Origin of the sequence: Streptomyces sp. URMC 126 (assembly GCF_051386555.1) — a bacterium.
Taxonomy (GTDB): Bacteria; Actinomycetota; Actinomycetes; order Streptomycetales; family Streptomycetaceae; genus Streptomyces.
Genome location: NZ_JBPQTX010000079.1, coordinates 1 through 24,871, shown reverse-complemented (window position 1 = coordinate 24,871; position 24,871 = coordinate 1). Strand labels below are relative to the sequence as shown.

Annotated in this window: 20 protein-coding genes; 4 read left to right on the top strand and 16 right to left on the bottom strand. The window is 71.8% G+C overall.

The window, feature by feature from the left end:
• The 9 genes from ACSNOK_RS12625 to arc all read right to left on the bottom strand — a co-directional run.
• Window positions 1-1,122, bottom strand: a 1,122-nt coding sequence (locus ACSNOK_RS12625; RefSeq protein ID WP_436780723.1) for a hypothetical protein, incomplete at its 3' end; no start/stop codon positions are given.
• 112 nt (window positions 1,123-1,234) lie between these two features.
• Window positions 1,235-2,326, bottom strand: coding sequence for an NlpC/P60 family protein (locus ACSNOK_RS12620; RefSeq protein WP_436780722.1), 1,092 nt, complete (start codon window positions 2,324-2,326; stop codon window positions 1,235-1,237).
• 315 nt (window positions 2,327-2,641) lie between these two features.
• Entirely contained in the window at window positions 2,642-3,754 is a 1,113-nt protein-coding gene (locus tag ACSNOK_RS12615) for an NlpC/P60 family protein (RefSeq protein WP_436780721.1), read from the bottom strand.
• A 375-nt stretch (window positions 3,755-4,129) separates the two neighbouring features.
• On the bottom strand, window positions 4,130-4,876 hold the full coding sequence (prcA, locus tag ACSNOK_RS12610; protein ID WP_436780720.1) for a proteasome subunit alpha: 747 nt from the start codon (window positions 4,874-4,876) through the stop codon (window positions 4,130-4,132).
• Window positions 4,877-4,939: 63 nt separating this feature from the next.
• Window positions 4,940-5,785, bottom strand: coding sequence for a proteasome subunit beta (prcB, locus tag ACSNOK_RS12605; protein WP_436780719.1), 846 nt, complete (start codon window positions 5,783-5,785; stop codon window positions 4,940-4,942).
• A complete protein-coding gene (locus ACSNOK_RS12600) occupies window positions 5,737-6,048 on the bottom strand; it encodes an endonuclease domain-containing protein (protein ID WP_436780718.1) in 312 nt (103 codons plus the stop codon). The genes prcB and ACSNOK_RS12600 overlap by 49 nt, the downstream gene beginning before the upstream one ends.
• 51 nt (window positions 6,049-6,099) lie before the next feature.
• Window positions 6,100-6,318, bottom strand: coding sequence for a ubiquitin-like protein Pup (locus ACSNOK_RS12595; RefSeq protein WP_436780717.1), 219 nt, complete (start codon window positions 6,316-6,318; stop codon window positions 6,100-6,102).
• A 178-nt stretch (window positions 6,319-6,496) separates the two neighbouring features.
• Window positions 6,497-8,008 (bottom strand): depupylase/deamidase Dop, encoded by a 1,512-nt coding sequence (gene dop, locus ACSNOK_RS12590; protein ID WP_436780716.1) that lies wholly within the window; start codon window positions 8,006-8,008, stop codon window positions 6,497-6,499.
• Between the two features lie 308 nt (window positions 8,009-8,316).
• Window positions 8,317-10,083 (bottom strand): proteasome ATPase, encoded by a 1,767-nt coding sequence (arc, locus tag ACSNOK_RS12585; RefSeq protein WP_436780715.1) that lies wholly within the window; start codon window positions 10,081-10,083, stop codon window positions 8,317-8,319.
• A gap of 242 nt (window positions 10,084-10,325) precedes the next feature.
• Between arc and ACSNOK_RS12580 the strand changes: the two genes are divergently transcribed.
• Window positions 10,326-10,667, top strand: coding sequence for a ferredoxin (locus ACSNOK_RS12580; RefSeq protein WP_436780714.1), 342 nt, complete (start codon window positions 10,326-10,328; stop codon window positions 10,665-10,667).
• Between the two features lie 4 nt (window positions 10,668-10,671).
• On the opposite strand, the gene ACSNOK_RS12575 is transcribed toward ACSNOK_RS12580, so the two are convergent.
• From ACSNOK_RS12575 to ACSNOK_RS12565, 3 genes are all read right to left on the bottom strand, one after another.
• Complete coding sequence (locus ACSNOK_RS12575) at window positions 10,672-11,229, bottom strand: hypothetical protein (RefSeq protein ID WP_436780713.1); 558 nt, start codon at window positions 11,227-11,229, stop codon at window positions 10,672-10,674.
• Window positions 11,230-11,374: 145 nt separating this feature from the next.
• Complete coding sequence (locus ACSNOK_RS12570) at window positions 11,375-12,274, bottom strand: tRNA (adenine-N1)-methyltransferase (RefSeq protein WP_185944680.1); 900 nt, start codon at window positions 12,272-12,274, stop codon at window positions 11,375-11,377.
• Between the two features lie 71 nt (window positions 12,275-12,345).
• Window positions 12,346-13,596: a site-2 protease family protein gene (locus ACSNOK_RS12565; RefSeq protein ID WP_436780712.1), complete on the bottom strand. Its 1,251-nt coding sequence runs from the start codon at window positions 13,594-13,596 to the stop codon at window positions 12,346-12,348.
• 130 nt (window positions 13,597-13,726) lie between these two features.
• On the opposite strand from ACSNOK_RS12565, the gene ACSNOK_RS12560 reads away from it, so the two are divergent.
• A complete protein-coding gene (locus ACSNOK_RS12560; RefSeq protein WP_436780711.1) occupies window positions 13,727-14,761 on the top strand; it encodes a RecB family exonuclease in 1,035 nt (344 codons plus the stop codon).
• Window positions 14,762-14,774: 13 nt separating this feature from the next.
• Window positions 14,775-15,446: a response regulator gene (locus tag ACSNOK_RS12555; protein ID WP_436780710.1), complete on the top strand. Its 672-nt coding sequence runs from the start codon at window positions 14,775-14,777 to the stop codon at window positions 15,444-15,446.
• An 82-nt stretch (window positions 15,447-15,528) separates the two neighbouring features.
• Here ACSNOK_RS12555 and ACSNOK_RS12550 read toward each other — a convergent pair whose 3' ends face one another.
• From ACSNOK_RS12550 to metH, 4 genes are all read right to left on the bottom strand, one after another.
• Complete coding sequence (locus tag ACSNOK_RS12550) at window positions 15,529-17,124, bottom strand: ABC transporter substrate-binding protein (RefSeq protein ID WP_436780709.1); 1,596 nt, start codon at window positions 17,122-17,124, stop codon at window positions 15,529-15,531.
• Between the two features lie 146 nt (window positions 17,125-17,270).
• Window positions 17,271-18,869, bottom strand: coding sequence for an ABC transporter substrate-binding protein (locus ACSNOK_RS12545; RefSeq protein ID WP_436780708.1), 1,599 nt, complete (start codon window positions 18,867-18,869; stop codon window positions 17,271-17,273).
• Window positions 18,870-19,319: 450 nt separating this feature from the next.
• On the bottom strand, window positions 19,320-20,021 hold the full coding sequence (locus ACSNOK_RS12540; RefSeq protein WP_436780707.1) for an HAD family hydrolase: 702 nt from the start codon (window positions 20,019-20,021) through the stop codon (window positions 19,320-19,322).
• A 231-nt stretch (window positions 20,022-20,252) separates the two neighbouring features.
• Window positions 20,253-23,753: a methionine synthase gene (metH, locus tag ACSNOK_RS12535; protein ID WP_436780706.1), complete on the bottom strand. Its 3,501-nt coding sequence runs from the start codon at window positions 23,751-23,753 to the stop codon at window positions 20,253-20,255.
• Window positions 23,754-24,026: 273 nt separating this feature from the next.
• Between metH and ACSNOK_RS12530 the strand changes: the two genes are divergently transcribed.
• Window positions 24,027-24,791, top strand: a complete 765-nt coding sequence (locus ACSNOK_RS12530) for an IclR family transcriptional regulator (protein ID WP_436780705.1) — start codon at window positions 24,027-24,029, stop codon at window positions 24,789-24,791.
• Window positions 24,792-24,871: the final 80 nt, after the last annotated feature.

Here is a 24,871-nt window from a genome sequence, read left to right as displayed (position 1 = left end):
GGTACGCGGCACTTCTTCCACTGACGGCGGGGCGTTCGCTGTCTGCCCGTCCGAGGGCGATACGACCGGAGGCCGCAGGCCGTCGGCGAGGGAGCGGGCGAGTTCCGGGGCGATGGCGGCCGGGGCGCGGTCCGCGGTGCGGTAGGCGACCCAGTCGGCGAAGCCCTCGGAGAGCCACATGGGGGTGGCGTCGGTGGTGCGGGCGCGGGTGGCGACGTGGGTGGCCTCGTGGGTGAGGACGGCGCGGCGGCCGAAGGGGCTGAGGGCGGTGTACGCCTCGGGGTTGACGACGATCCGGCCGGCGGGGCCGTCGTCGCCACCGCGGCCGGGGCCGTTCCCGCCCTCGGCCGTCGTGGTGACCGCGGCGATGCCCCGGTAGTCGGAGGGCGGCGCGCCGAGGAGGCCGCCCATGCGTTCCAGCGAGGCGGGCATCTCGACGACGAGCCTGTCGAGCCGGTCGGACTTGTCGGGCCGGTCGGGCCGGTCGTCGTCCCGCCAGGCGGCGGTGACGGCGGGCACCGCCGCCTCGGCCAGGCCGGACAGGGCCCGCAGGGCCGCCGTGTCCTGGCCGGCGCCGAGGACGAGGCTGTGCCGGCCCCGGACGGCGGTGACCCGGCCCTGTTCCCACAGCTGGCGGGTGCCGGACGCGGTGTCGTCCCCCGCCACGTACCAGCGTCCGGCGCGCCGGACGGCCGTCAGCCGGACCGGGACGGTGATCGGGGCGGCGTCGTAACCGGCCAGCCGGTAGCGGAGTTCGGCCTCGGCGGCGACCCGGTGCCCGCCGCCCTCCCCGGGGGCGGGGGTGAAACCGCCGGTGCGGACGGCGCCGTACTCCCAGGAGGCGAGCGGCACTTCGGCGAGGTTGGCGAAGACCCGGCGGCGGCGGTCCCGGTAGGCGGGCTCGGACGGGTCGACGGCGGCCAGGTAGGCGTGCTCGTCGCGGTCGCGCAGCGCCGCCGCCCAGCCGTCGAGCAGCCGCCGGACGGCCTCGGTGTCGGCGCGGAGGCCGTCGGCGGGCCGGGGGCCGCAGCCCGTGAGGGCGGGCAGGGCGAGGAGTACGACGGCCAGAAAGCGCGGTGCCGCCCGGCGCCCGCCGCCCGGTCGTCTCGTGGGGCCGTCCATGGCCCGCATCGTACGAGCCGGCCGGCCGGTCACCCGGAGCGGGGCGACGGGGAGGCGCGGCGGATCCGCGCCGGCCGCGCGGCGGCCGGGGCCGCCGCCGGGCGTGCGGGCCTCACGGCCGTGTGATCGACGAGATCGGCATCATGTCGGCCCGGTCGTAGCGGACCCGCGCCCCCGGGTAGGGCGCGTGCACCACCTGGCCGTTGCCGACGTACATGCCCACGTGGCTGGCGTCGTCCCGGTAGATGACGAGGTCCCCGGGGCGCGCCTCGGACAGCGGTACGTGCCGGCCCGCGTGCCGCTGGGCCTGCGAGGTGCGCGGCAGGCCCACGCCCGCCCGGCTGTAGGCCCACTGCGTCAGCCCCGAGCAGTCGAAGGCGAACGGGCCGCTGGCGCCCCACGCGTAGGGCGAGCCGACGGCCGAGCGGGCGGCCCGCGCGGCGGCGGCCCCGCGCGAGGAACCGGCGTCGGAGAGGCCGGAGTCACCGCCGGACGACGGGTCCGGCGGGGGCACCGGGGACAGGAAGCCGGCCCGCGGGCCGCCGCCGGAGCGCGAGGCCCGGGCGTAGCGCGCCCGTTCGCCGTCCGACAGCGTGTTGAGCAGCCGGCGGGCGGCGGCGAGCCGGCCCTCGACCTCGTGCTTGTGGCGGGCGACGGCCCGGCGGCTGTCCTCCAGTTCGGCGAGGGCGCGGGCGGCCTCCAGCCGCTCCTGGCCGAGCGCGCGCTGGGCGGCGAGCAGGGCGTGGAGCTGCTCGGCCTGCCGGCCGGTGACGCGTTCGAGGGCGGTGGCCCGGTCGAGGTAGCGGTCGGGCTCGGAGGAGAGCAGCAGGCGGAGGGCGGGGTCCACGGCGCCGGCCCGGTACTGGGCGGCGGCGACCGTGCCGAGGGCGTTGCGCATCCGGTTGACCGTCTCCTGGCCGCGGGCGACCCGGTCGGCGGCCAGTTCCACCTTCCGCCGCAGGGCGCCGGCCCGTTCACCGGCGGCGTTGTACTGCTCGGTGGCCCGTTCGGCCTGCCGGTAGAGCCGGTCCAGGCGCCCCTTCACCGCCCCGGACGTGGTGGCGTCCCCGGTGGGGCCGCCGGGGCGGGCGTCGGCGGGTGACGAGGAGAGGCCGGCCGCGGCGGTGGCCACGGCGGCGGACAGGGCGGTGATCCGTGCGGTCCGGGCGAGCCCGGAGGGCGCGGGTCGACGGTGGGACGCCACGTGCTGCCGTACTCCCTTCGCTGCGCGGTCCCCTGTCGCCCCCTGCCGCCCGGGCGGGCGGACGACGGCGGGGGCACCGCGGCGGCCGACAGTAGCGGCTCGCTCACTCTCCGTTCAAAGACCGCTACGGAGGGTGGACGCCGGGCGTGCTCCGGCGGAAACGCCGGACGCCCCGCCCAAGACGCAGGTCATGGGCGGGGCGTCGGGTGCTCGGAGGCCGGTGCGACACCACCCGAACGGGTGGATTGGCAGGGCCGGTCGGCTTACGGACGGAACCGGAGGGCAGACGGGGCAGACGGCCGCCCCCGCGCCCGGTCAGCCCACGCGAACGCCGAACTGGAACGGCATGTTGCTCATCGCCTCGTAGCGGACGAACGTGCCGGTGCGGGGCGCGTGCAGCACCTGCCCGTTGCCGGCGTAGAGGCCCACGTGGTGCTGGTCGCCGTAGAAGATGACCAGGTCGCCGGGCTGGAGCTGGCTCTGGTCGTAGATGCGGGTGCCGTTGTTGGCCTGCGCCTGCGAGGTCCGGTCCAGCGTGACGCCCGCCTGGGCGTAGGCCCAGGAGGTCAGGCCGGAGCAGTCGAAGGAGCTGGGGCCGGTCGCGCCCCAGACGTAGGGGGACCCTATCTTCGTCTGCGCGGCGGCCAGCGCGGCGCCCGCCCGGCCGGAGCCCGGGACCGCCTTGCCGCTGCTGCCCGTCTGCCCGGAACCGCCCTCCCGCGACCCGCCCTTGGAGCCGCCGGAACCGGAGTCGCCCTTGGCCGCGTCCGCCTTGGCGGCGGCCTTGGCGGCCTCCTCCTTCTCGGCGGCGGCGATCGCGGCACGCTCCTTCTCCGTCAGGGAGTTGAGCACGTCCTGCGCCTCGGCGAGCTTGCCCTGCACCTCGGCCTTGCGCTCACCGAGCGCCTTGCGGGTGGACTCCAGGTCGGCGAGCTTGCCCGCCGCCTCCTCGCGCTCCTGCTTCAGGGCGCGCTGCTTGGTGGCGATCTGCCGGAGCGTCTCCGCCTGCTTGGCGCTCACCTGGTGGAGCGTGGAGGCCCGCTCCAGGTAGCTGTCGGGGTCGGAGGAGAGCAGCAGTTGGACGGAGGGGTCCACCGAGCCGGTGCGGTACTGCGCGGTGGCCACCGCGCCGAGGCTGTCGCGGAGCTTGTTGAGCTCCTCCTGGCCGCGCGCGACGCGGTCCTGGAGCGCGCCCGCCTCCTTCTCCAGCTTCTGCTGCTTCTGCTTGGCCCCGTTGTACTTCTCGGTCGCCTGCTCCGCCTGCTCGTACAGCCGGTCGACCTTCTCCTTGGCCTCGCTCCGCGTCGGCTTGGCCCCGGGGTCGGCGGAGGCCGCCTGGGCGGAGAGGGCGACGGCTGCGGCGGCGGTCGCGGTGAGGACGGTCACCCGAGTACGGCTCGGCTGTTTGGGACGACGGTGGGACGCCACGGAGTCGAGCTCCTTTTCTCCTCGGCCGCCGCGGCTTGTGCGCGCGGGCGCGCGTGGGCACGGCGGGGTACTTCACGACATCCGGATTGGATGATCACCGCGCGAAGGTTCGAGGCCAGACCTTAGTGACCCTCATATGATCGGTTCAAATCCCCTGGGGGGATTGCTCGCTCGGCGGCTTGCACGTTGTTGACGTGAGGGGGGTGCCCCGGTCCCGCCCTTTCTCCGTTTCTTGCGGGGGCAGGCCCCCGCACCCCGCCGGACCGGCTAAATCAAGCCCGTCCGGCGTTTGAGGACGAGCGGCGAAGCCGCGATAAGGGGGTCTGGGGCGCAGCCCCAGGAAACGGTGAAAGGGCGGGACCGGGGCACACCCCCTCAGGACGCCCCCGCGTCCTCACCCTCGTCGTCGGAGGCGGGAGCTTCGCCCCCGTCGAGCAACCGCGTCAGCTGCGACCCAAGCAACCGCTTGAACTTCCGCTGCTGCGGCCGAGTCCGATCGAGCACCGCCACCTCAAGCTGCTCCGCCGTCAGCGTGCGCTCCGCGCCGTTCGTGTCCCGCGCCAGCGACTCGACGGCGAGCTTGAGCGCTTCCGCGAGGCTCATCCCGTCCCGGTGCCGCTGCCCGAGGTAGCTGCTGATCTGGTCGGCGTTGCCGCCGACCGCGACCGAGCCGTGCTCGTCGACGATCGATCCGTCGTGCGGCAGCCGGTAGATCTGGTCGTCCTCGGGGCCGGCCCCGACCTCGGCGACGATCAGCTCGACCTCGTACGGCTTCTCGCCGGCGCTGGAGAAGATGGTGCCGAGGGTCTGGGCGTAGACGTTGGCGAGGCCCCGGGCGGTGACGTCACCGCGGTCGTAGGTGTAGCCGCGCAGGTCGGCGTAGCGGACGCCGCCGATGCGCAGGGTCTCGAACTCGTTGTACTTCCCGACGGCCGCGAACGCGATGCGGTCGTAGATCTCGCTGACCTTGTGCAGCGCGCGGGACGGGTTCTCGGCAACGAAGATCACGCCATCGTTGTACTGGAGGACCACGACGCTGCGGCCGCGCGCGATGCCCTTGCGGGCGTACTCGGCGCGGTCGGCCATGGCCTGCTGGGGAGAGACGTAGAACGGCGTCGACACCGGTTATCCGTCCCTTTCTGGTCTGTGGGGAGTGCGTACGGAGGACTCTTGGACCGGTGCGGGTCAGAGCAGGGCGGCCCGGGGGCCGTCGGGCTCCTGGAGCCGCCGCTCGTGGATCTCCCGGACGGTTTCGGCCAGGTCGGCGTCGGTGAGCCTCCGGTAGCCCTCGTCGGAGATGACGGTGACGATCGGGTAGATGCGGCGGGCCAGGTCGGGGCCGCCGGTGGCCGAGTCGTCGTCGGCCGCGTCGTACAGCGCCTGCACCACCAGGGTGGTGGCCTCCTCGGCGGTGAGGCCGTCCCGGTAGAGCTTCTTCAGCGAGCCCCGGGCGAAGAGCGAGCCGGAGCCGGTGGCCGCGTAGCCGTACTCCTCGGAGCGCCCGCCGGTCACGTCGTAGGTGAAGATGCGGCCCTTCCCGCGGTCCACGTCCCAGCCGGCGAAGAGCGGCACCACGGCCAAGCCCTGCATGGCCATGCCGAGGTTGCTGCGGATCATGGTGGAGAGGCGGTTGGCCTTGCCCTCCAGGGAGAGCTGGGCGCCCTCGACCTTCTCGAAGTGCTCCAGCTCCAGCTGGAAGAGCTTGACCATCTCCACCGCGAGACCGGCCGTGCCCGCGATGCCGACGGCCGAGTACTCGTCCGCCGGGAAGACCTTCTCGATGTCGCGCTGCGCGATGACGTTGCCCATGGTGGCCCGCCGGTCACCGGCCAGCACCACCCCGCCGGCGAAGGTCGCCGCGACGATGGTCGTGCCGTGCGGCGCCTCGACGGCACCCGTCACGGGCGGCAGCTGCCGGTTGCCGGGCAGCAGCTCGGGGGCGTGGTTCCCGAGGAAGTCCACGAACGAGGACGAGCCCGGAGTCAGGAAGGCCGCCGGCAGACGCCCGGTGCTACGAGGGTTGGCTTCCACACGTTTCCTTCCACGTATTCGGCGGCACGCCTCGTGACGTCCGGCCGATCCTTGAACTGTCCCAGGGCGGCGTCGCGGCTGGAGTCCAGCACGCCACGCACGGCACCTGTTGCGTGATCATGATCTACGTGCTCCGCCGGAGCGGCAAGGCGGGTCGAACAGGCCCTTTCCCGCCCCTCCGGCGCTCGCGCGGCCCGGCCCGGGGAGAGGCCGCGGCGGGGGCGGACGGAGAGCCTCCGCGGAGCACGTCCCTCCCGGAGCATCCGACTCCCCCCTTAACCGATCGGGATGAGACCTACGATTCGCAGGTCACATCACTCCCCGCCCTTCTGGACGAAGGACCGCACAAAGTCCTCCGCGTTCTCCTCCAGGACGTCGTCGATCTCGTCCAGCACCGAGTCCACGTCGTCCGACAGCTTCTCGTGGCGCTCCTTGAGGTCCTCGGACGCCTGCGCCTCCTGCGCCTGCTCCTCGGTCTCCTCCGTGGCACGCGTGGCCTTCTGCTGCCCGCCGCCGGTGTCCTTGGTCGCCATACCCCTCACCCCGCTCGGTTTCGACGTACACGTACTCAAGTCCTACAGATCAGACCCTACAAGCACGGTCCGACATCGGCCCCGCACTCCCTAGAACGTCCGGGAACCACCACGATGATTCCCGCTTCCCCTGTTCCGCAGACCCCTCTCGGCGACGGCCCGCCGCGCGCGCCTCCCCTCAGCCCCCCGACAGCACCCGCACCAGATCCTCCGCCGTGCGGCAGCGGTCCAGCAGCTCCTTGACGTGGTTGCGGGTGCCGCGCAGCGGCTCCAGGGTCGGGACCCGCTGGAGCGAGTCCCGGCCCGGCAGGTCGAAGATCACCGAGTCCCAGGAGGCGGCGGCCACGTCGTCCGCGTACTGGTCGAGGCAGCGGCCCCGGAAGTAGGCCCGGGTGTCCTCGGGCGGCGCCGTACGGGCCCGCTCGACCTCGGTCTCGTCCAGCAGCCGCTTGATCCGGCCGCGCGCCGCCAGCCGGTTGTACAGGCCCTTGTCGGGGCGGACGTCCGCGTACTGGAGGTCCACCAGGTGCAGCCGGGCCGCGTCCCAGTCCAGGCCGTCCCGCCGCCGGTAGCCCTCCAGGAGCTCCCGTTTGGCCACCCAGTCCAGCTCGCCGGCCAGGCTCATGGGGTCGCTCTCCAGCCGGCCCAGCACGTCCTCCCAGCGGGTCAGGACGTCTTTGGTCTGCTCGTCCGCGTCGGCCCCGTACCGGTCCTCGACGTGCTTGCGGGCCAGCTCGCAGTACTCCATCTGGAGCTGGACGGCGGTGAGCGTCCGGCCGCTGCGCAGCGTGATCAGCCGGCGCAGCGAGGGGTCGTGGCTGACCCGGTGCAGGGTGCGGACGGGCTGGTCGACGGCGAAGTCGCCGGAGATGAAGCCGTCCTCGATCATGGACAGCACCAGGGAGGTGGTGCCCAGCTTGAGGTAGGTGGAGATCTCGGAGAGGTTGGCGTCGCCGATGATCACATGGAGCCGGCGGTACTTCTCGGCGTCGGCGTGCGGCTCGTCCCGGGTGTTGATGATGGGCCGTTTGAGGGTGGTCTCCAGGCCGACCTCGACCTCGAAGTAGTCGGCGCGCTGGCTGATCTGGAAGCCGTGCTCGCGGCCGTCCTGGCCGATGCCGACCCGGCCGGCGCCGGTGACCACCTGGCGGGAGACGAAGAAGGGGGTCAGGTGCCGCACGATGTCCGAGAAGGGGGTCTCCCGCTTCATCAGGTAGTTCTCGTGGGTGCCGTAGGACGCGCCCTTGTTGTCGGTGTTGTTCTTGTAGAGGTGGATCGGCTGGGCGCCGGGCAGCCGGCCGGCCCGCTCGGCGGCCTCGGCCATGATCCGCTCGCCGGCCTTGTCCCAGAGGACGGCGTCCCGCGGGTTGGTGATCTCCGGGGAGCTGTACTCGGGGTGGGCGTGGTCCACGTACAGCCGGGCGCCGTTGGTGAGGATGACGTTGGCCAGGCCGATGTCCTCGTCCGTGAGCTGACTGGAGTCCGCGGCCTCCCGGGCGAGGTCGAAGCCCCGGGCGTCGCGCAGCGGATTCTCCTCCTCGAAGTCCCAGCGGGCACGGCGTGCCCGGTGCATCGCCGCCGCGTACGCGTTGACGACCTGGGACGAGGTGAGCATGGCATTGGCGTTCGGGTGACCGGGGACGGAGATCCCGTACTCCGTCTCGATGCCCATTACTCGCCGTACGGTCATGCGGCCCTCCTTGCCCGGCGGCGCCCCCTGGTGGGGTCGCCGCTCAAGTACCGCTGCGCATCCGGTCCGTGTGCGTCCCCCACGCGCGTCGCGGTGGTACCGCAGAGCCTAGAACGGCTTTGCGGCCCTGGGGAGATCATTCCAGTCATTGCCCGGGTTCGTGCCGTACCGGACCCGCCGCGCCCCGGGGCGTCCGCCGGGGTCCGTGAACGCGTCCGGCCGCGGACGGACCGTTCCGGCCCGGTTCCGCGCCGAGGGGCGGGAACCGGGGGATCCGGGGAACGGTCATCCGCGGCCGGACGGCGGTGTTACAGGTACTGACCGGTGTTGGCCACCGTGTCGATGGAGCGGCCGGTGTCCGCGCCCTGCTTTCCGGTGACGAGGGTGCGGATGAAGACGATCCGCTCGCCCTTCTTGCCGGAGATGCGGGCCCAGTCGTCCGGGTTGGTGGTGTTGGGCAGGTCCTCGTTCTCCTTGAACTCGTCCACGCAGGCGGCGAGCAGGTGGGAGACGCGGAGGCCCTTCTGGTTGTGGTCCAGGAACGCCTTGATCGCCATCTTCTTGGCGCGGTCCACGATGTTCTGGATCATCGCTCCGGAGTTGAAGTCCTTGAAGTAGAGGACTTCCTTGTCACCGTTGGCGTAGGTGACCTCCAGGAAGCGGTTCTCCTCGGATTCGGCGTACATCTGCTCCACGACCGACTGGATCATGCCGTCGACCGTCGCCCGGGCGTCTCCCCCGTGCTCGGCGAGGTCGTCCGCGTGCAGCGGCAGGGTCTCGGTCAGGTACTTGGAGAAGATGTCCTTGGCGGCCTCGGCGTCCGGCCGCTCGATCTTGATCTTCACGTCGAGCCGGCCGGGGCGGAGGATCGCCGGGTCGATCATGTCCTCGCGGTTGGAGGCGCCGATGACGATGACGTTCTCCAGGCCCTCCACGCCGTCGATCTCGGAGAGCAGCTGCGGGACGATGGTGTTCTCCACGTCCGAGCTGACGCCGGAGCCGCGGGTGCGGAACAGCGAGTCCATCTCGTCGAAGAAGACGATCACCGGCGTGCCCTCGCTGGCCTTCTCACGGGCCCGCTGGAAGATCAGCCGGATGTGCCGCTCGGTCTCGCCGACGTACTTGTTGAGCAGCTCGGGGCCCTTGATGTTGAGGAAGAAGCTCTTCCCCGCGGGCTTCCCGGTGACCTCCGCGACCTTCTTGGCAAGGGAGTTGGCCACCGCCTTGGCGATGAGCGTCTTGCCGCAGCCGGGCGGGCCGTAGAGCAGGACGCCCTTGGGCGGCCGGAGTTCGTGCTCCTTGAAGAGGTCGGGGTAGAGATAGGGGAGCTCGACCGCGTCGCGGATGAGCTCGATCTGGTTCCCCAGGCCGCCGATCTTCGTGTAGTCGATGTCGGGGACCTCTTCGAGGACGAGCTCCTCGACCTCGCTCTTGGGGATGACCTCGTAGACGTAGCCGGAACGGGATTCGAGCAACAGGGCGTCGCCGGGGCGGATGGTGACGTCCAGCAGCGGCTCGGCGAGCCTCACCACCCGCTCCTCGTCGGTGTGCCCGATGACCAGGGCCCGTTCGCCGTCCTCCAGGATCTCCTTGAGGGTGACGATGTCCCCGGCCCGCTCGAACGCCATGGCCTCGACCACGTTGAGCGCCTCGTTGAGCATGACCTCCTGGCCGGGCCGGAGCTCCTCGGGATCGACGCCCGGGCTCACGTTGACCCGGAGTTTGCGGCCGCCGGTGAAGATGTCCACCGTGCCGTCGTCGTTCGCCTGCAGGAAGACGCCGAAGCCGGCCGGCGGCTGCGCGAGCCGGTCGACTTCCTCCTTGAGGGCCACGATCTGGTCGCGGGCCTCGCGGAGGGTGTTGGCGAGCCGCTCGTTCTGGGCGGACACCCCGGCCAGGTTGGTCTGGAGCTCGACGATCCGCTCTTCGAGAATCCTCGTGTGCCGCGGAGAGTCGGCGAGCTTGCGGCGCAGGACGGCGATCTCCTGCTCAAGGTAGGCAACCTGGCCGGCGGGGTCGTCTGAGCCCCGTCCGGGCCGGATGCCGCGGTTCATGTCGTCGTCGTGGGCTGCCACGGTCCTCACCTCCTCCAAGGGGAGCTGGACGCTTCCAGACCCTACCTGGGCCGGTGCAGGTTGAAACCCCTAGATCACAAACCCGGTCGGAGTGTGTCCGATCTTCACCCTTGCGCACGTCCTCACGACTGGGGAATACCCACCCATCAACATCGGAAAGCGAGCGGTTGTATCGTCGAGTCGGTCAACACCCGTCAGTGCTGGCTCCAATTGATTCACGTAAGCAGGAAACGGCAGGCGAGATGACCGTCCGGAACGAAGACCACGCGACCGTCAACGGGGACGCCACCGGCGGCGCCGGGGGCTCCGACGAGGCCTTGGAGGTCTGGATCGACCAGGACCTGTGCACCGGGGACGGCATCTGTGTGCAGTACGCCCCCGAGGTCTTCGAGCTCGACATCGACGGTCTGGCGTATGTGAAGAGCGCCGACGACGAGCTGCTGCAGGAGCCGGGCGCCACCACGCCCGTCCCGCTGCCGCTGCTGGCCGACGTCCGGGACTCGGCCAAGGAGTGCCCGGGCGACTGCATCCATGTGCGGCGCATCTCGGACAGGGTCGAGGTCTACGGTCCGGACGCCGGGTGACGGGTCAGGCGCGGCCGGTGACGGGCCGGGTGACCGGCTCGAACTTGCCGTCGCGCCACCGCCATTCGACCGGCCGGCGCAGGTCCGGGCAGCAGCGCGGTACGCTCCGCGCGGAGTAGCCGAGCAGAGTGGCCGAAACCGTGCCCTCCGAGACCCTGAGCCGGCTGACGTTCATCCGCCGGGCCGGGTCGACGAGGGTGGCGGCCACGCGCGGCGGGGAGCCGGTGCCCGCGCCGGCCGTCAGGACGTAGACGCCGTCGGGCGGGGTGCCCGCGCCGGCCCGGCAGTGGATGACGGCCACCGTCTCGGGCCGCTCGTCGCCGTCCAGGTCGGCGACGGCCGTGTCCCCCACCTCGGTGCCCACCGGGCCGCAGGCGAGCGGGTAGCGGGCGGCGGCCGGGTCGGGCGCGACGGCGAACGGGGCGGCGGGGCCGTCCCCGGCGGTGGCGTCGCCCGGGCCGAGGAGCACCGCGCCGACGAGCACGGCGGCCAGCGCCAGGGCGGTCAGCAGCCAGTGGACGGGCCTGGTGCGGGTGTGCGGGAGTCCGGCCGGGGGCTGCACGCGCGCTGCTCCTGTACGGGATGGGCTGCGGGGACACTGCGGGCAGCATCGTCGCACACCGGTCCGGCGGGCGGAACGGCGCACCCGGCCCAACGCGCGGAAGCCGCCACCGAGTTCGGTGACGGCTCCTCGAACGTACGAAGGCTTACGCCTCGGCGGTCTGCCCGCCGGGGCCCGTGTAATCCTCGCCGTAAGCACCCTTCGCCGGACGCCGGCGGCGCATCGGCGGCTCCACGCCGTCCGCGAGGCGGCGGGCGGTGAGCAGGAAGCCGGTGTGCCCGATCATGCGGTGGTCCGGGCGGACGGCCAGGCCCTCGACGTGCCAGGTGCGGACCATGGTCTCCCAGGCCGACGGCTCGGCGAAGCAGCCGATCTCGCGGATGGACTCGACGGTCCGGGCGAGCTGCGTGGTGGTCGCCACGTAGCAGCAGAGGATGCCGCCGGGGACGAGCGCCTTGCGGACGGCCTCCAGGCACTCCCAGGGAGCGAGCATGTCCAGGATGACGCGGTCGACGTCGGTGTCGGACAGGTTGTCCTGGAGGTCGCCGACGGTCAGCTGCCAGGCCGGGTGCGGACCGCCGAAGTAGCGCTCCACGTTCTTCGTGGCGATCTCGGCGAAGTCGGCGCGGCGCTCGTAGGAGTGCAGCATGCCCTGGTCGCCGATGGCACGGAGCAGGAAGCTGCTCAGCGAGCCGGAGCCGACGCCGGCCTCCACGACGCGGGCGCCGGGGAAGATGTCGGCCATGGCCAGGATCTGCCCCGCGTCCTTGGGGTAGACCACGGCGGCTCCGCGCGGCATGGACAGGACGTAGTCGGGGAGCAGGGGGCGCAGCGCGAGGTAGGCGACGTTTCCCGTGGTACGGACAACACTGCCCTCGGGAGCACCGATCAGCTCGTCGTGCGGGAAGGCACCCTTGTGGGTGTGGAACTGCTTCCCGGCTTCGAGCGTGAAGGTGTAGTGGCGTCCCTTGGGGTCGGTGAGCTGGACCTGGTCCCCGACCTGGAAGGGCCCGCGACGGCGGGCGGCACCGGTCGGTTCGGACATGTGACCAGCGTACCGGGCTCCGGACGGGACCGGGACCACGGGCCCCGGCGGCCCGTTCCGGGGCGGGGCCCTCAGGGCACGGGGGTGCGGGCCATGGCGGCGACGAACGCCCGCTCGACGTCGGCGGTGGAGAGCACCCCGTAGACCTCGCCGGTCTCCTCGACCACCAGGTACTCGGTGGCGGGGGTGAGCCGCAGGACCTCCAGCAGTTCCTCGCCGGAGAGCTCGGCGGAGATCCGCATGCCGTCCCGGATCTCCTGGGCGAGGGTGCCCACGGCGACCCAGGGGCGGCGGTGCACGGGGATGCCGACGATGGCGGACTCGCGGACCAGGGCGGTGGGGGCGCCCGCCGCGTCGACGACGACCAGGGCGCGGGCCCCCTCCTCGTTGGCCCGGCGCAGGGCCTCGGAGAGCGGGGTGGTGGGGGCGACGGGCACGGCGCGCCGGGTCAGGGTGCGGGCGCGCAGGCCGGGGAGGCGCTCGCGGAGGCGGGCCATGCGGAGGCTGTTCCCGGCGCCCGTCCAGATGATCGCGGCGAGGATGGCGGCGAGCAGCGCGTCGGTGAGGGAGTCGACGCTGCCGAAGTCGTCGGCGCGGTACGCCTGGGTGAGCAGCGGGAGGCCGACGAGGACGCTGACGGCGAGCGCGCGGCCGACCCAGGCGGCGGCGACGGTGCCGGCCATGGGACGGCCGGTGATCTTCCAGACGACGGCGCGGAGCATCCGTCCGCCGTCCAGGGGGAGGCCGGGCAGCAGGTTGAAGGCGGCCACCAGGAGGTTGGAGACCATGAGCCCGGCGAGCAGGACGCCGGGGACGGTGTCGGGCTCCACGGCCTGCATGCCGAGCCAGAAGACGCCGGCCAGGACGAGGGAGAGCAGCGGTCCGACGAAGGCGAGGACGAACTCGCGGCCGGGGGTCTCGCTCTCCTTCTCGATCTCGGAGACGCCGCCGAAGAACTGGAGCTGGATGCGGCGTACGGGGAGCCGGAAGCGGAGGGCGGCCACCGTGTGGGCCAGTTCGTGGACCAGGACGGAGGCGTAGAAGGCGACGGCGAAGAAGAGGGAGACCAGGTAGCGGGCCCGGCCGAGCTCGGGCAGGACGCGGTCGAGCTGGCCGCCGAAGACCCAGGTGATCAGGGCGGCGACCAGGAACCAGCTGGGGGCGACGTAGACGGGGACGCCGAACGGGCGGCCCATGAGGATGCCGCCGCCGCTCTCGCGCGGGCGTCGTGGCCCGCGGCCGGGCCCTTCGGGTTCCCCGGGCCGTCCGGCCTGGTGGTCGGCGCCCCCGCTGCCGGACCCGCCCTGCCCGCTGTTCTCCACGGTTTCCCCTCGTCGGTGCTGCTCCCGCACCCGCCCGGTGCGCGCGCCCTGCCACGATCATGCACGTGCGGGAGCTCTGCCGTCGATGGTATGCCGCGGAATGTCCGTGGGGGGCCGTAGGGTCTCTGCCATGGACACCGCTCTCGACGACACCGCGCGGGGCCCGGCCGCGGAGGCCGCCGGCCCGGCGGTCCCGCCGCCCACGCCCGCCCGGCAGGCCCCCGTCCCGGAGGTGCCGGCGCCCCGGGCCGCCGCCCGGCCGGCCTCGCTGTCGCCCTCGCGCGCGGCCGATTTCATGCGGTGCCCGCTGCTGTACCGGTTCCGGGTGATCGACCGGCTGCCGGAGAAGCCCAGCCCCGCGGCGACCCGCGGCACGGTGGTGCACGCCGTGCTCGAACGGCTCTTCGACGTGCCGGCGGCGGAGCGCACCCCGGACCGGGCCCGCGCCCTGCTGCCCGGCGAGTGGGAGAAGCTGCTGGCGGCCCGGCCGGAGCTGGCCGAGCTGTTCACCGGCGAGGACGGCGCGCACGAGCCGGAGCGGCTGGCGGGCTGGCTGGCCGAGGCCGAGCGGCTGGTCGAGCGGTGGTTCTCGCTGGAGGATCCGACGCGGCTGGAGCCGGCCGACCGCGAGCTGTTCGTGGAGACGACGCTGGACTCGGGCCTGGTGCTGCGCGGCATCGTCGACCGGGTGGACGTGGCGCCGACCGGCGAGGTGCGGATCGTCGACTACAAGACCGGCAAGGCGCCGGCCCCGCGGTTCCGGGACGAGGCCCTGTTCCAGATGACGTTCTACGCGCTGGTGATCCGGCGGCTGCGCGGGGTGATGCCGCGCCGGCTCCAGCTGGTCTACCTGGGCAGCGGGGACGTGCTGACGTACGACCCGACGGAGGCGGAGCTGTCGGCCGTCGAGCGAAAGCTGCGCGCGCTGTGGGAGGCCATCGCGCTGGCCACGGAGACGGGCGACTGGCGGCCCCGGCCGACGAAGCTGTGCGGCTGGTGCGATCACCAGGCGCTCTGCCCGGAGTTCGGGGGCACTCCCCCGCCGTATCCGCTGCCGCTGCCCGGATCGCGTTCTTCCGCTTCCGGTCCGGGCCCCGCCGCCGACGGGCCGGACGGCCTGGTGGCCCCCGCCGGGGGCGCTCAGGGCAGAATGGACCCGGTCTAACGAAGGAGTTCCTGTGGCGATCCGTGTCCTGCTCGTCGACGACCAGCCCCTGCTGCGCACGGGCTTCCGCATGATCCTGGAGGCCGAGCAGGACGTCGCGGTCGTCGGGGAGGCCGGCGACGGCCTGCAGGCGCTGGACCAGGTCAGGGCCCTCCAGCCGGACGTGGTGCTGATGGACATCCGGATGCCCCGGATGGACGGGGTCGAGGCGACCCGGCAGATCACCGGCCCGGAGCGGAACGGCCCGGCGAAGGTGCTGGTGCTCACCACGTTCGACCTCGACGAGTACGTGGTGGAGGCGCTGCGCGCGGGGGCCAGCGGGTTCCTGCTGAAGGACGCCCCGGCCCACGAGCTGGTCCAGGCGATCCGGGTGGTCGCGGGCGGCGAGGCGATGCTGGCGCCGAGCATCACGCGCCGGCTGCTCGACAAGTACGCGGGCCATCTGCCGTCGGGCGAGGAGCCGCTGCCGGACGCCCTGGGCACGCTGACCGACCGTGAGGTGGAGGTGCTCAAGCTGGTGGCCCGCGGCCTGTCGAACGCGGAGATCGCGGCGGATCTGTTCGTCAGCGAGACCACGGTCAAGACGCACGTGGGCCATGTCCTCACCAAGCTCGGGCTGCGCGACCGGGTGCAGGCGGCGGTCTACGCCTACGAGAGCGGACTGGTGCGGCCGGGCGCGCAGTAGGGCGCGCGAGACGCGAAAGGGCCCGCCGGTCTCTCCCGGCGGGCCCTTCGTGTCTCGTGTGCCGCGCGCGCCTTATGCGGCGTCAGGCCTTGTCTGCCTTGCCGATCTCCCAGAAACGGAAGACGGTGGAGGCGTCCAGGGTCCACTGGAGGCCGGTGATCCGCTCGTTGGCGACGGCGTACTGCTTGCCCTGCCAGAGCGGGAGCACCGGCACGTCCTGGGCGACGGTGGACTGGAGCTTGGCGAAGTCGCCGACGGTCGCGGTCCGGCTGCCCTGGGCGGCGGTCGCCGGGAGGATCCGGTCGGATATCTCCTTGGACTCGTAGTGGTTGGCGAGCTCGTTGTCGTCGCCGAAGAAGGGCGCGGTGAAGTTGTCCGGGTCCGGGTAGTCGGGCACCCAGCCCTTGACGTAGACGCCGTACTTGCCGGCCTCGATGCCCTTCTCGTACTCGGGGAAGGGCGCCGTGCGCACGTCGGCCTCGAACAGGCCGCTGGCGTTGAGCTGCTTGGCGATGGCGTTGAGCTCCGGCACGGTGCCCGGGCCGTAACGGATCGGCGTGCCCCAGAGGGTCAGCTTCACCTTGCCCTTGATACCGGCGGAGGTCAGCGCCTCCTTGGCCTTGTCCGGCTGGGGACGGTCGCCGTAGAGGTCGAAGAACGGCGTCCGGTGGCCGGTGATGCCGCTCGGGACGACGGAGAACAGCGGCTCGGCGGTGCGCTTGTAGACGTCGCGGACGAGCGCGCTGCGGTCGACGAGGTAGGCGACGGCGCGCCGGACGGCGAGCTTGCCCACCACCGGGTCCTTGGTGTTGAACACCAGGTGCTGGACCTCGGCGCTGCTGCCCTGGACGACCTTGAGGCCCTTGCCGCCGGAGCCGGCGGCCTCCAGCGAGGAGATGTCCTCGGTGGCCAGGCCACGGTAGGCGAGGTCGACGTCGCCCTTCTGCAGGGCGGTCTTCAGGGCGTCCTGCCCGCCGTGGAACAGCTTGAGGGTCATGCCCTTGTTCTGGACGGTCGCGGGACCCTTGTAGGCGGCGTTGACCTTGAAGACCGCCTCGTCCTTGCCGTACGAGTCCAGGGTGTAGACGCCCGAGCCGACGGCCTTGCCGTCGGTGCGGAGCTTGTCCGCCGGGTACTCCTGGTGGTCCACGATGGAGCCGGCGCCCGAGGCGATCTTCAGGGGGAAGGTCGCGTCCGGCCGCTTCAGCCGGAAGACGACGGTCTTCTTGTCCGGCGTCTTGATGTCCTTGATCGTGGACAGCATGGCCGCCGCAGGACCGGACTTGTCGTTGATCCTCAGCGTGCGCCGGAAGGAGAAGGCGACGTCCTCGGAGGTGAGGTCGTGACCGTTGCTGAACTTCAGGCCGCTGTTGAGCGTGCACTCGTAGACGGTGCTGGTCTGGTCCTTGAAGCCGCACTTCCGGGCGGCCTCGGGCTGCGGCACGTTGCTGCCCTTGGGGAAGCTCAGCAGCGACTGGAAGACGTTGTTGAACAGGATCCAGGAACCGGGGTCGTAACCCGCGGCCGGGTCCACGGCCACGATCTCGTCGGACATCCCCATGACCACCGACTCACCGGTGCCCGCCGCCTTGCCGTCCTCCGAACCGCACCCGCTGAGCAGGGCGGCGGCGAGCCCCGCGCCGAGCGGGGCGGCAAGCCACTGGTCACGTTTCCTCACGTGCACGTTCCTCACAGTTTCCAAGTGAAGGGGGCGGGCCGGGCCCGCCCCTCAAAGGTCGTTCTGTGGAGCTTGTTGTACAGGTGGAGCGTTGTATTGCAAAAGGGGTGTTCTCTTACGACCGGGTGACCTGGCCGTGTTGTGCGTCACTTACCGCGCACAAGCTCCCAGGGCTGGAGCTCGGTGGCCGCGTTGAGCGCCCACTCGGCACCGGTGACGCCGTCCCGGACCGCCACGTACTGCTTGCCCTGCCACAGCGGCAGCACGGGCACCTCGTCCGCGACGATGTCCTGAGCCTGCTGGAAGAGCTTGGCCGCCGACTCGCGCTGAGCGGCCTGCCGGGTCCGCGGGATCAGGTCGTTGATCTTCGCGTTCTGGTAGCGGGACCGGAGGAAGTTGTCCTTGCCGAAGAACGGGGCGATGAAGTTGTCCGGGTCCGGAAAGTCGGGGAACCAGCCCATGCCGTACACCGCGTACTGGCCCTTGGCCGCGTTGGGACGGAACTCCGACCACTTGACGTCCTGGAGCTTCACGTCGAACAGGCCGCTGCCGTTCAGCTGCTTCTGGAACGTCTTGAACGCCCGCGCGGTGGCCTCGCCGTAGTGGTCGGAGGAGTAGGCGAGGGTGAACCGCACCGGGGTGCTGATGTTGCCGCTCTTCAGCAGGGCGCGGGCCTTGTCGACGCTCGGGCCGCCGTACTCGTTGGAGAAGGAGTTCTGGTGGCCCGGGATGCCGCTGGGCACCAGCGAGTACAGGGCGTCGCTGGTGCGGTCGTAGCCGTCGCGGGCCAGCGCCTGACGGTCCACCAGCTGCGCCATGGCCTGCCGGACGGCCTTGGGCTTCACGGCCGGGTCGTCGGTGTTGAACGCCAGGTAGCCGATCTCCGCGCCCGCCGACTCCAGCAGCCGGACCTGCTGACCGGTGGCGTTGCGCAGCCGGCCGATCTGCTCGGGCGACAGGGTGCGGTTCGCCAGGTCGACGTCACCGCCCTTGAGGGCGTTCTCCATCGTCTTGGCGTCGTCGTAGAAGCGCATCTCGACCTTGTCGTTCTGCACATTGACCGAACCCTGGTAGTCCGGGTTCTTGGAGAGCACGATCTTGACCGCGCGGCCGTCCTTCTCCTCGGTGTCCAGGGTGTACGGACCCGAGCCGACGACCTTGAAGCCGTCCTCCATGAGCTTGTTCTTGGGGTACACCCGGCTGTCGACGATGGCCGCGGCCGGGGTGGCGAGCTTCTGCGGGAACGTCGCGTCGGGCGCCTTCAGCTGGAAGACGATCTCGCGGTCGTTCGGGGTCTCCACCCGGTCGATGTTGCTCAGCAGCGAGACGGGACCGTTTTCGAAGTTGATCGCACGGGCCCGGTCGATGGAGAACTTGACGTCCTTGACGGTCATCTCGTGACCGTTGGAGAAGGTGAGCCCGCTGCGCAAGGTGCACCGGAACTGCTCGTTGCGGCGGTCGCTGAACCCGCACTTGGAGGCGGCGTCGGCCACCGGGGTCGAGCCGGAGCGGGGCAGCCGGAGCAGCGTCTGGAAGGCGCTGTGCAGAACGTTCCAGGCGCCGATGTCGTACGCGGCGGCGGGGTCGAAGGGGGCCGGGGCGTCGGTGGTCCGCTCGAACCGGTCGGTGGTGCCGACGACGATGGCGCCCTTGCCGTTGCCCGCTCCGTCGCCCCCGCCGCAGGCGACGAGGACGGGGGCCAGCAGGCCCACCACGGTCGGCAGCGCCAACGTCTTGCGGTTCATTGTCCGGTGTTCTCCCTGTGGTGCGAACGGCGCCCGGGACCCCTACGGATGCGTTACCGCACGGGCCCCACGGGGTGCCGTGAAGTACTCGCCAAGAGATTAGTGGCGGCGCCGGAGGGACCGGAACGCGGTCTGCCTGATGCGATATCACGCGGCGATAACGGCGCCGGGTTGCCCGATATCCGGACACCGGAACGATTCGCACACCAGTGAACCAATCGGGACACAAGGGTGCGCTTACATCGTCGACAAAGCGTCAGAACGGGCCTGCGGTGGCGCGGCGATAACCCTGGCGCGGTGACGAAGGTCACTCGAAAAATGACCTCGCAGCTCTTGGCTTTTGCCGTCGTATTGATCACGGAAAACGACGGGACCGGCGCGCAGAGTTTCTTGAGCATTCCACCGTCAACGCTCGGTGTACACGCCAAACACTTTTGGTGACCAGCGGTTTCAGGCGCGGACCAGACCCCGCAGAAAACGGAGATCGACTTCTTCGAGGGACCGGACGACCGTCCGGCCCGGCGCGGGCGGGATCGCTCCCACCGAGGGCACCGCCACCACCCGGCAGCCGGCCGCCTCGGCCGCCGTCACGCCCGTCATGGTGTCCTCGACCACCGCGCAGCGCTCCGGGGCGACCCCGAGTCTCGCGGCGGCCAGCAGGTACGGGTCCGGGTGCGGCTTGGTGCGCTCCATCTCGTCCCCCGCGACGGTCAGGGTGAAGTGCTCGGGGCCGAGGGTGCGCAGGACCCGGTCGATGATGTGCCGGTGCGACGCCGAGACCAGCGCGGTCGGCACCTCGTGCGCCGCGAGCTCGGTGAGCAGGCGCTTGGCGCCGGGCATCAGGGGGACGCCGGAGCCGATCATCTCGGCGAAGCGGGTGTTGAGCAGGGCGGTCAGCTCGGCGAGGGCGATCTTCGCGCCCGTCGCCTTGATCAGGAACGCGGCACTGCGGGTCATCGGGCCGCCGACGACGATCTCGCGGTACTCCTCCAGGAGCTGGTGGCCCAGCTCGGCGAAGACCGCGACCTCCACCTCCCACCAGAAGCCTTCGGTATCGACCAGGGTGCCGTCCATGTCGAGCAGGACGGCTCCCAGGGCGTCGCCGCCGCCGGCGGCGGGCCTGGTCGCGACCGTGGGAATGCCGCTGGTCATTCGCGCACCTCCTGAGGGACGAGAAGGCCGGCCCGCTCTGCCCTCGCGGGCGGCGGACCGGCCTTCTGCTACCGGACGACAAGTCTACGGCGGGGGGTGCGGATGCGCTCCCTGGTTTTTGGGTGCCCCGGTCCCGCCCTTTCGCCGTTTCCCGGGGGCAAGCCCCCCGGCCCCCCTGAAACCGCGCTCCGCGCGGTTGTCCTCAAACGCCGGACGGGCTGACGGACCCGCTCACCGCGCGTTGAAGTACTTCGCCTCCGGATGGTGGATCACGATCGCGTCCGTCGACTGCTCCGGATGCAGCTGGAACTCCTCCGACAGCCGCACCCCGATCCGCTCCGGCTCCAGCAACTGCGCGATCTTCGCCCGGTCCTCCAGGTCGGGGCACGCCCCGTACCCCAGCGAGAAGCGGGCGCCCCGGTACTTCAGCGCGAACATGTCCTCGACGTCGGACGGGTCCTCGCCGCCGAAGCCCAGCTCGGCCCGCACACGCGCGTGCCAGTACTCGGCGAGCGCCTCCGCCAGTTGCACGGACAGGCCGTGCAGCTCCAGGTAGTCGCGGTACGCGTCGGAGGCGAAGAGCTCGGCGGTGGCCTCGCCGATGCGGGAGCCGACCGTCACGACCTGGAGGCCGACGACGTCCCGCTCACCCGACTCCTCGGGGCGGAAGAAGTCGGCGAGGCAGAGCCGGCGGCCGCGGCGCTGGCGGGGGAAGGTGAAGCGGGTGCGCTCGGTGCCGTCCTCGTGGAGGAGGATCAGATCGTCGCCCTTGGAGTAGCAGGGGAAGTAGCCGTAGACGACGGCCGCCTCCAGCAGGCCCTCGGTGTGCAGCTTGTCGAGCCAGCCGCGCAGCCGCGGCCGGCCCTCGGTCTCCACGAGCTCCTCGTAGGTCGGGCCGCCGGTACGGGCCTGCTTCAGCCCCCACTGGCCCTTGAAGAGGGCGCCCTCGTCGAGCCAGGACGCGTAGTCCTTCAGCGGGATGCCCTTGACGACGCGCGTGCCCCAGAAGGGCGGCGCGGGCACGGGGTTGTCGGTGGCGACGTCCGAGCGGACCGCGCCCTTGGGCTCCTCCTCGACGACCACCGGGGTGTCCCGCTTGGGCACCCGCCGCTGCTTGAGCTCGGGCAGCGTGGCCCCGGGGACGCCGCGCTTGACGGCGATGAGGGCGTCCATCAGCCGCAGTCCCTCGAAGGCGTCGCGGGCGTACCGGACCTCGCCCTCGTAGATCTCGTGCAGGTCCTGTTCGACGTAGGCGCGGGTGAGCGCGGCGCCGCCGAGGATGACCGGGTAGGTGGCGGCCAGCTTGCGCTGGTTCAGCTCCTCCAGGTTCTCCTTCATGATCACGGTGGACTTGACCAGCAGGCCGGACATGCCGATGACGTCCGCGCGGTGCTCCTCCGCCGCCTCCAGGATGGCCGAGACGGGCTGCTTGATGCCGAGGTTGACGACGTTGTAGCCGTTGTTGGAGAGGATGATGTCGACGAGGTTCTTGCCGATGTCGTGGACGTCGCCGCGCACGGTGGCGAGGACGATCGTGCCCTTGCCCTCGGCGTCGCTCTTCTCCATGTGCGGTTCGAGGTAGGCGACGGCGGTCTTCATCACCTCGGCCGACTGGAGGACGAACGGCAGCTGCATCCGGCCGGAGCCGAACAGCTCGCCGACGACCTTCATGCCCTCCAGCAGGGTGTCGTTGACGATGTCCAGGGCCGGGCGCTCGGTCAGCGCCTCGTCGAGGTCGGCCTCCAGGCCGTTCTTCTCGCCGTCGATGATGCGGCGGCGCAGCCGCTCCTCCAGCGGCAGGGCGAGCAGTTCCTCGGCCTTGCCGGCCTTCATGGACTTGGTGTCGACGCCCTCGAAGAGCTCCAGGAAGCGCTGGAGCGGGTCGTAGCCGTCGGCGCGCCGGTCGTAGACGAGGTCGAGGGCGACCTTGACGTGCTCCTCCTCCAGCCGGGCGATCGGCAGGATCTTGGAAGCGTGGACGATGGCCGAGTCCAGGCCGGCCTTGACGCACTCGTCGAGGAAGACGGAGTTCAGGACGATGCGGGCGGCCGGGTTGAGGCCGAAGGAGATGTTGGACAGGCCGAGGGTGGTCTGGACGTCCGGGTGGCGGCGCTTGAGCTCGCGGATCGCCTCGATGGTGTGGACGCCGTCCTTGCGGGACTCCTCCTGGCCCGTGCAGATGGTGAAGGTGAGGCAGTCGATGAGGATGTCGCACTCGCGGATGCCCCAGTTGCCGGTGAGGTCGGCGATGAGCCGTTCGGCGATGGCGACCTTGTCCTCGACGGTGCGGGCCTGCCCCTTCTCGTCGATGGTCAGGGCCATCAGGGCCGCGCCGTGCTCCCGGGCCAGGGCCGCGACCCGGGCGAACCGCGAGTCGGGCCCGTCGCCGTCCTCGTAGTTGACGGAGTTGATGACGGCCCGGCCGCCGAGCTTCTCCAGACCGGCCCGGATGACGTCGACCTCGGTGGAGTCGAGCACGATGGGCAGCGTGGAGGCGGTGGCGAAGCGGCCGGCCAGCTCCTCCATGTCCGCCACGCCGTCCCGGCCGACGTAGTCCACGCAGAGGTCGAGCATGTGGGCGCCCTCGCGGATCTGCTCGCGGGCCATCTCCACACAGTCGTCCCAGCGGCCGTCCAGCATGGCCGTGCGGAACTTCTTCGAGCCGTTGGCGTTCGTCCGCTCGCCGATGGCGAGGTACGAGGTGTCCTGGCGGAACGGGACGGTCTGGTAGAGGGAGGCGGCGCCCGGCTCGGGGTGCGGCGTGCGCTCGGCCGGGGTCAGGCCGCGGACGCGCTCGACGACCTGCCGCAGGTGCTCGGGCGTGGTGCCGCAGCAGCCGCCGACCAGCGACAGTCCGTACTCCCGGACGAAGGTCTCCTGTGCGTCCGCCAGTTCGGCCGGGGAGAGCGGGTAGTGGGCGCCGTCCTTGCCGAGCACCGGCAGGCCCGCGTTGGGCATGCAGGAGAGGGCGATGCGCGCGTGCCGGGCGAGGTAGCGCAGGTGCTCGCTCATCTCGGCGGGGCCGGTGGCGCAGTTGAGGCCGATCATGTCGATGCCCAGCGGCTCCAGCGCGGTGAGGGCCGCGCCGATCTCCGAGCCGAGGAGCATGGTGCCGGTGGTCTCCACGGTCACCGAGACGATCAGCGGCAGGTCGGCGCCGGTGGCCTCCAGGGCGCGGCGGGCGCCGAGGACGGAGGCCTTGGTCTGGAGCAGGTCCTGGGTGGTCTCGACGAGCAGCGCGTCGGCGCCGCCGGAGATCAGCCCCTCGGCGTTGGCCTGGTAGGCGTCGCGGAGGACGGTGTAGGGGGCGTGGCCCAGGGTGGGGAGCTTGGTGCCGGGGCCGATCGAGCCCAGCACCCAGCGGGGGCGGCCGTCGGCGGCGAAGTCGTCGGCGGTCTGGCGGGCGACCCGGGCGCCGGCTTCGGACAGTTCGAAGACGCGGTCGGAGATGTCGTACTCGCCGAGGGCGGCGTGGTTGGCGCCGAAGGTGTTGGTCTCGACGCAGTCGACGCCGACGGCGAAGTAGGCCTCGTGGACGGAGCGGACGATGTCGGGCCGGGTGACGTTGAGGATCTCGTTGCAGCCCTCCAGCTGCTGGAAGTCCTCCATCGTGGGGTCCTGTGCCTGGAGCATGGTTCCCATGGCCCCGTCGGCGACCACGACCCGGGTGGCGAGTGCCTCCCGGAGCAGGTCGGATCGGGATGAACGGACGGTCGATGGCTGCAGGGCCATGGAGGTGCTCCCGTGGTTGCGACGGCTGTCGGCTTTACGCCTTCCCGGAGAAGGCGCACGCGGCAAGCGTAGCCGCAGTGCCCGCCGAAAGCAGGGGGCGTCCCAGGGCGCGGACACCGGGCGCGGAGGGCGGCTACGGCGTCCGGAGGACCGTCGGGTACGCGTACGGGCGGGGGCTCAGCGATCATGATCACGCCACGTCGGCTATCCCGCGGTCGGCATCGGCCGATAGTGTTCAGCAATGCCGAACGGCATTTTGGAGGAGGTTGCTCGATGGCACGGACCATCCAGTCGCTCGAACGGGCGGCGGCGATGCTGCGGCTGCTCGCGGGCGGCGAGCGGAGGCTGGGACTGTCCGACGTGGCCTCCGCGCTGGGGCTCGCCAAGGGCACCGCGCACGGCATCCTGCGGACGCTCCAGCAGGAGGGCTTCGTCGAGCAGGACCCGGCCTCCGGGCGCTACCAGCTCGGCGCCGAGCTCCTCCGGCTGGGCAACAGCTACCTGGACGTCCACGAGCTGCGCGCCCGCGCCCTGGTCTGGGCCGACGATCTGGCCCGCGCCAGCGGCGAGAGCGTCTACCTCGGCGTCCTCCACCAGCAGGGCGTCCTGATCATCCACCACGTCTTCCGGCCGGACGACAGCCGCCAAGTGCTGGAGGTCGGCGCGATGCACCCGCTGCACAGCACGGCCCTCGGCAAGGTGCTGTGCGCCTACGACCCGGTGGCCCACAGCCAGCTGACCGAGACCGGCCCCGAGGCGTTCACCGACCGCACGGTGACCGACCTCGACGGCCTGGAGGGGATGCTGGACCTCACCCGCGCCCGGGGCTGGGCCGCGGACGTGGAGGAGACCTGGGCGGGCGTCGCGTCCGTCGCCGCCCCCATCCACGACCGCCGCCGGATGCCCGTCGGCGCGGTCGGCGTCACGGGCGCCGTCGAGCGCGTCTGCGAGAACGGCGAGCTGCGCCCGCAGCTCGTGGCGGCGGTACGGGACTGCGCCCGCGCGGTCTCCCGCGACCTCGGCGCCGGCCGGTTCTGATCCGCCGGGCGCGCGGCGCCGCCCGGCCCGGGTCCCGGGCCACCGCGGCCCTCCGCCCCCCATCACGGCGCTCACCCACC

Excerpts from the sequence above, each read along its gene's own strand:
- ACSNOK_RS12570 (WP_185944680.1), bottom strand. The coding sequence starts at position 12,274 with ATGTCCGAACCGACCGGTGCCGCCCGCCGTCGCGGGCCCTTCCAGGTC.
- ACSNOK_RS12540 (WP_436780707.1), bottom strand. The coding sequence starts at position 20,021 with ATGACCAGCGGCATTCCCACGGTCGCGACCAGGCCCGCCGCCGGCGGC.
- ACSNOK_RS12595 (WP_436780717.1), bottom strand. The coding sequence starts at position 6,318 with ATGGCGACCAAGGACACCGGCGGCGGGCAGCAGAAGGCCACGCGTGCC.
- ACSNOK_RS12530 (WP_436780705.1), top strand. The coding sequence starts at position 24,027 with ATGGCACGGACCATCCAGTCGCTCGAACGGGCGGCGGCGATGCTGCGG.
- ACSNOK_RS12560 (WP_436780711.1), top strand. The coding sequence starts at position 13,727 with ATGGACACCGCTCTCGACGACACCGCGCGGGGCCCGGCCGCGGAGGCC.
- ACSNOK_RS12600 (WP_436780718.1), bottom strand. The coding sequence starts at position 6,048 with ATGCTCCGGGAGGGACGTGCTCCGCGGAGGCTCTCCGTCCGCCCCCGC.
- ACSNOK_RS12545 (WP_436780708.1), bottom strand. The coding sequence starts at position 18,869 with ATGAACCGCAAGACGTTGGCGCTGCCGACCGTGGTGGGCCTGCTGGCC.
- ACSNOK_RS12580 (WP_436780714.1), top strand. The coding sequence starts at position 10,326 with ATGACCGTCCGGAACGAAGACCACGCGACCGTCAACGGGGACGCCACC.
- metH (WP_436780706.1), bottom strand. The coding sequence starts at position 23,753 with ATGGCCCTGCAGCCATCGACCGTCCGTTCATCCCGATCCGACCTGCTC.
- dop (WP_436780716.1), bottom strand. The coding sequence starts at position 8,008 with ATGACCGTACGGCGAGTAATGGGCATCGAGACGGAGTACGGGATCTCC.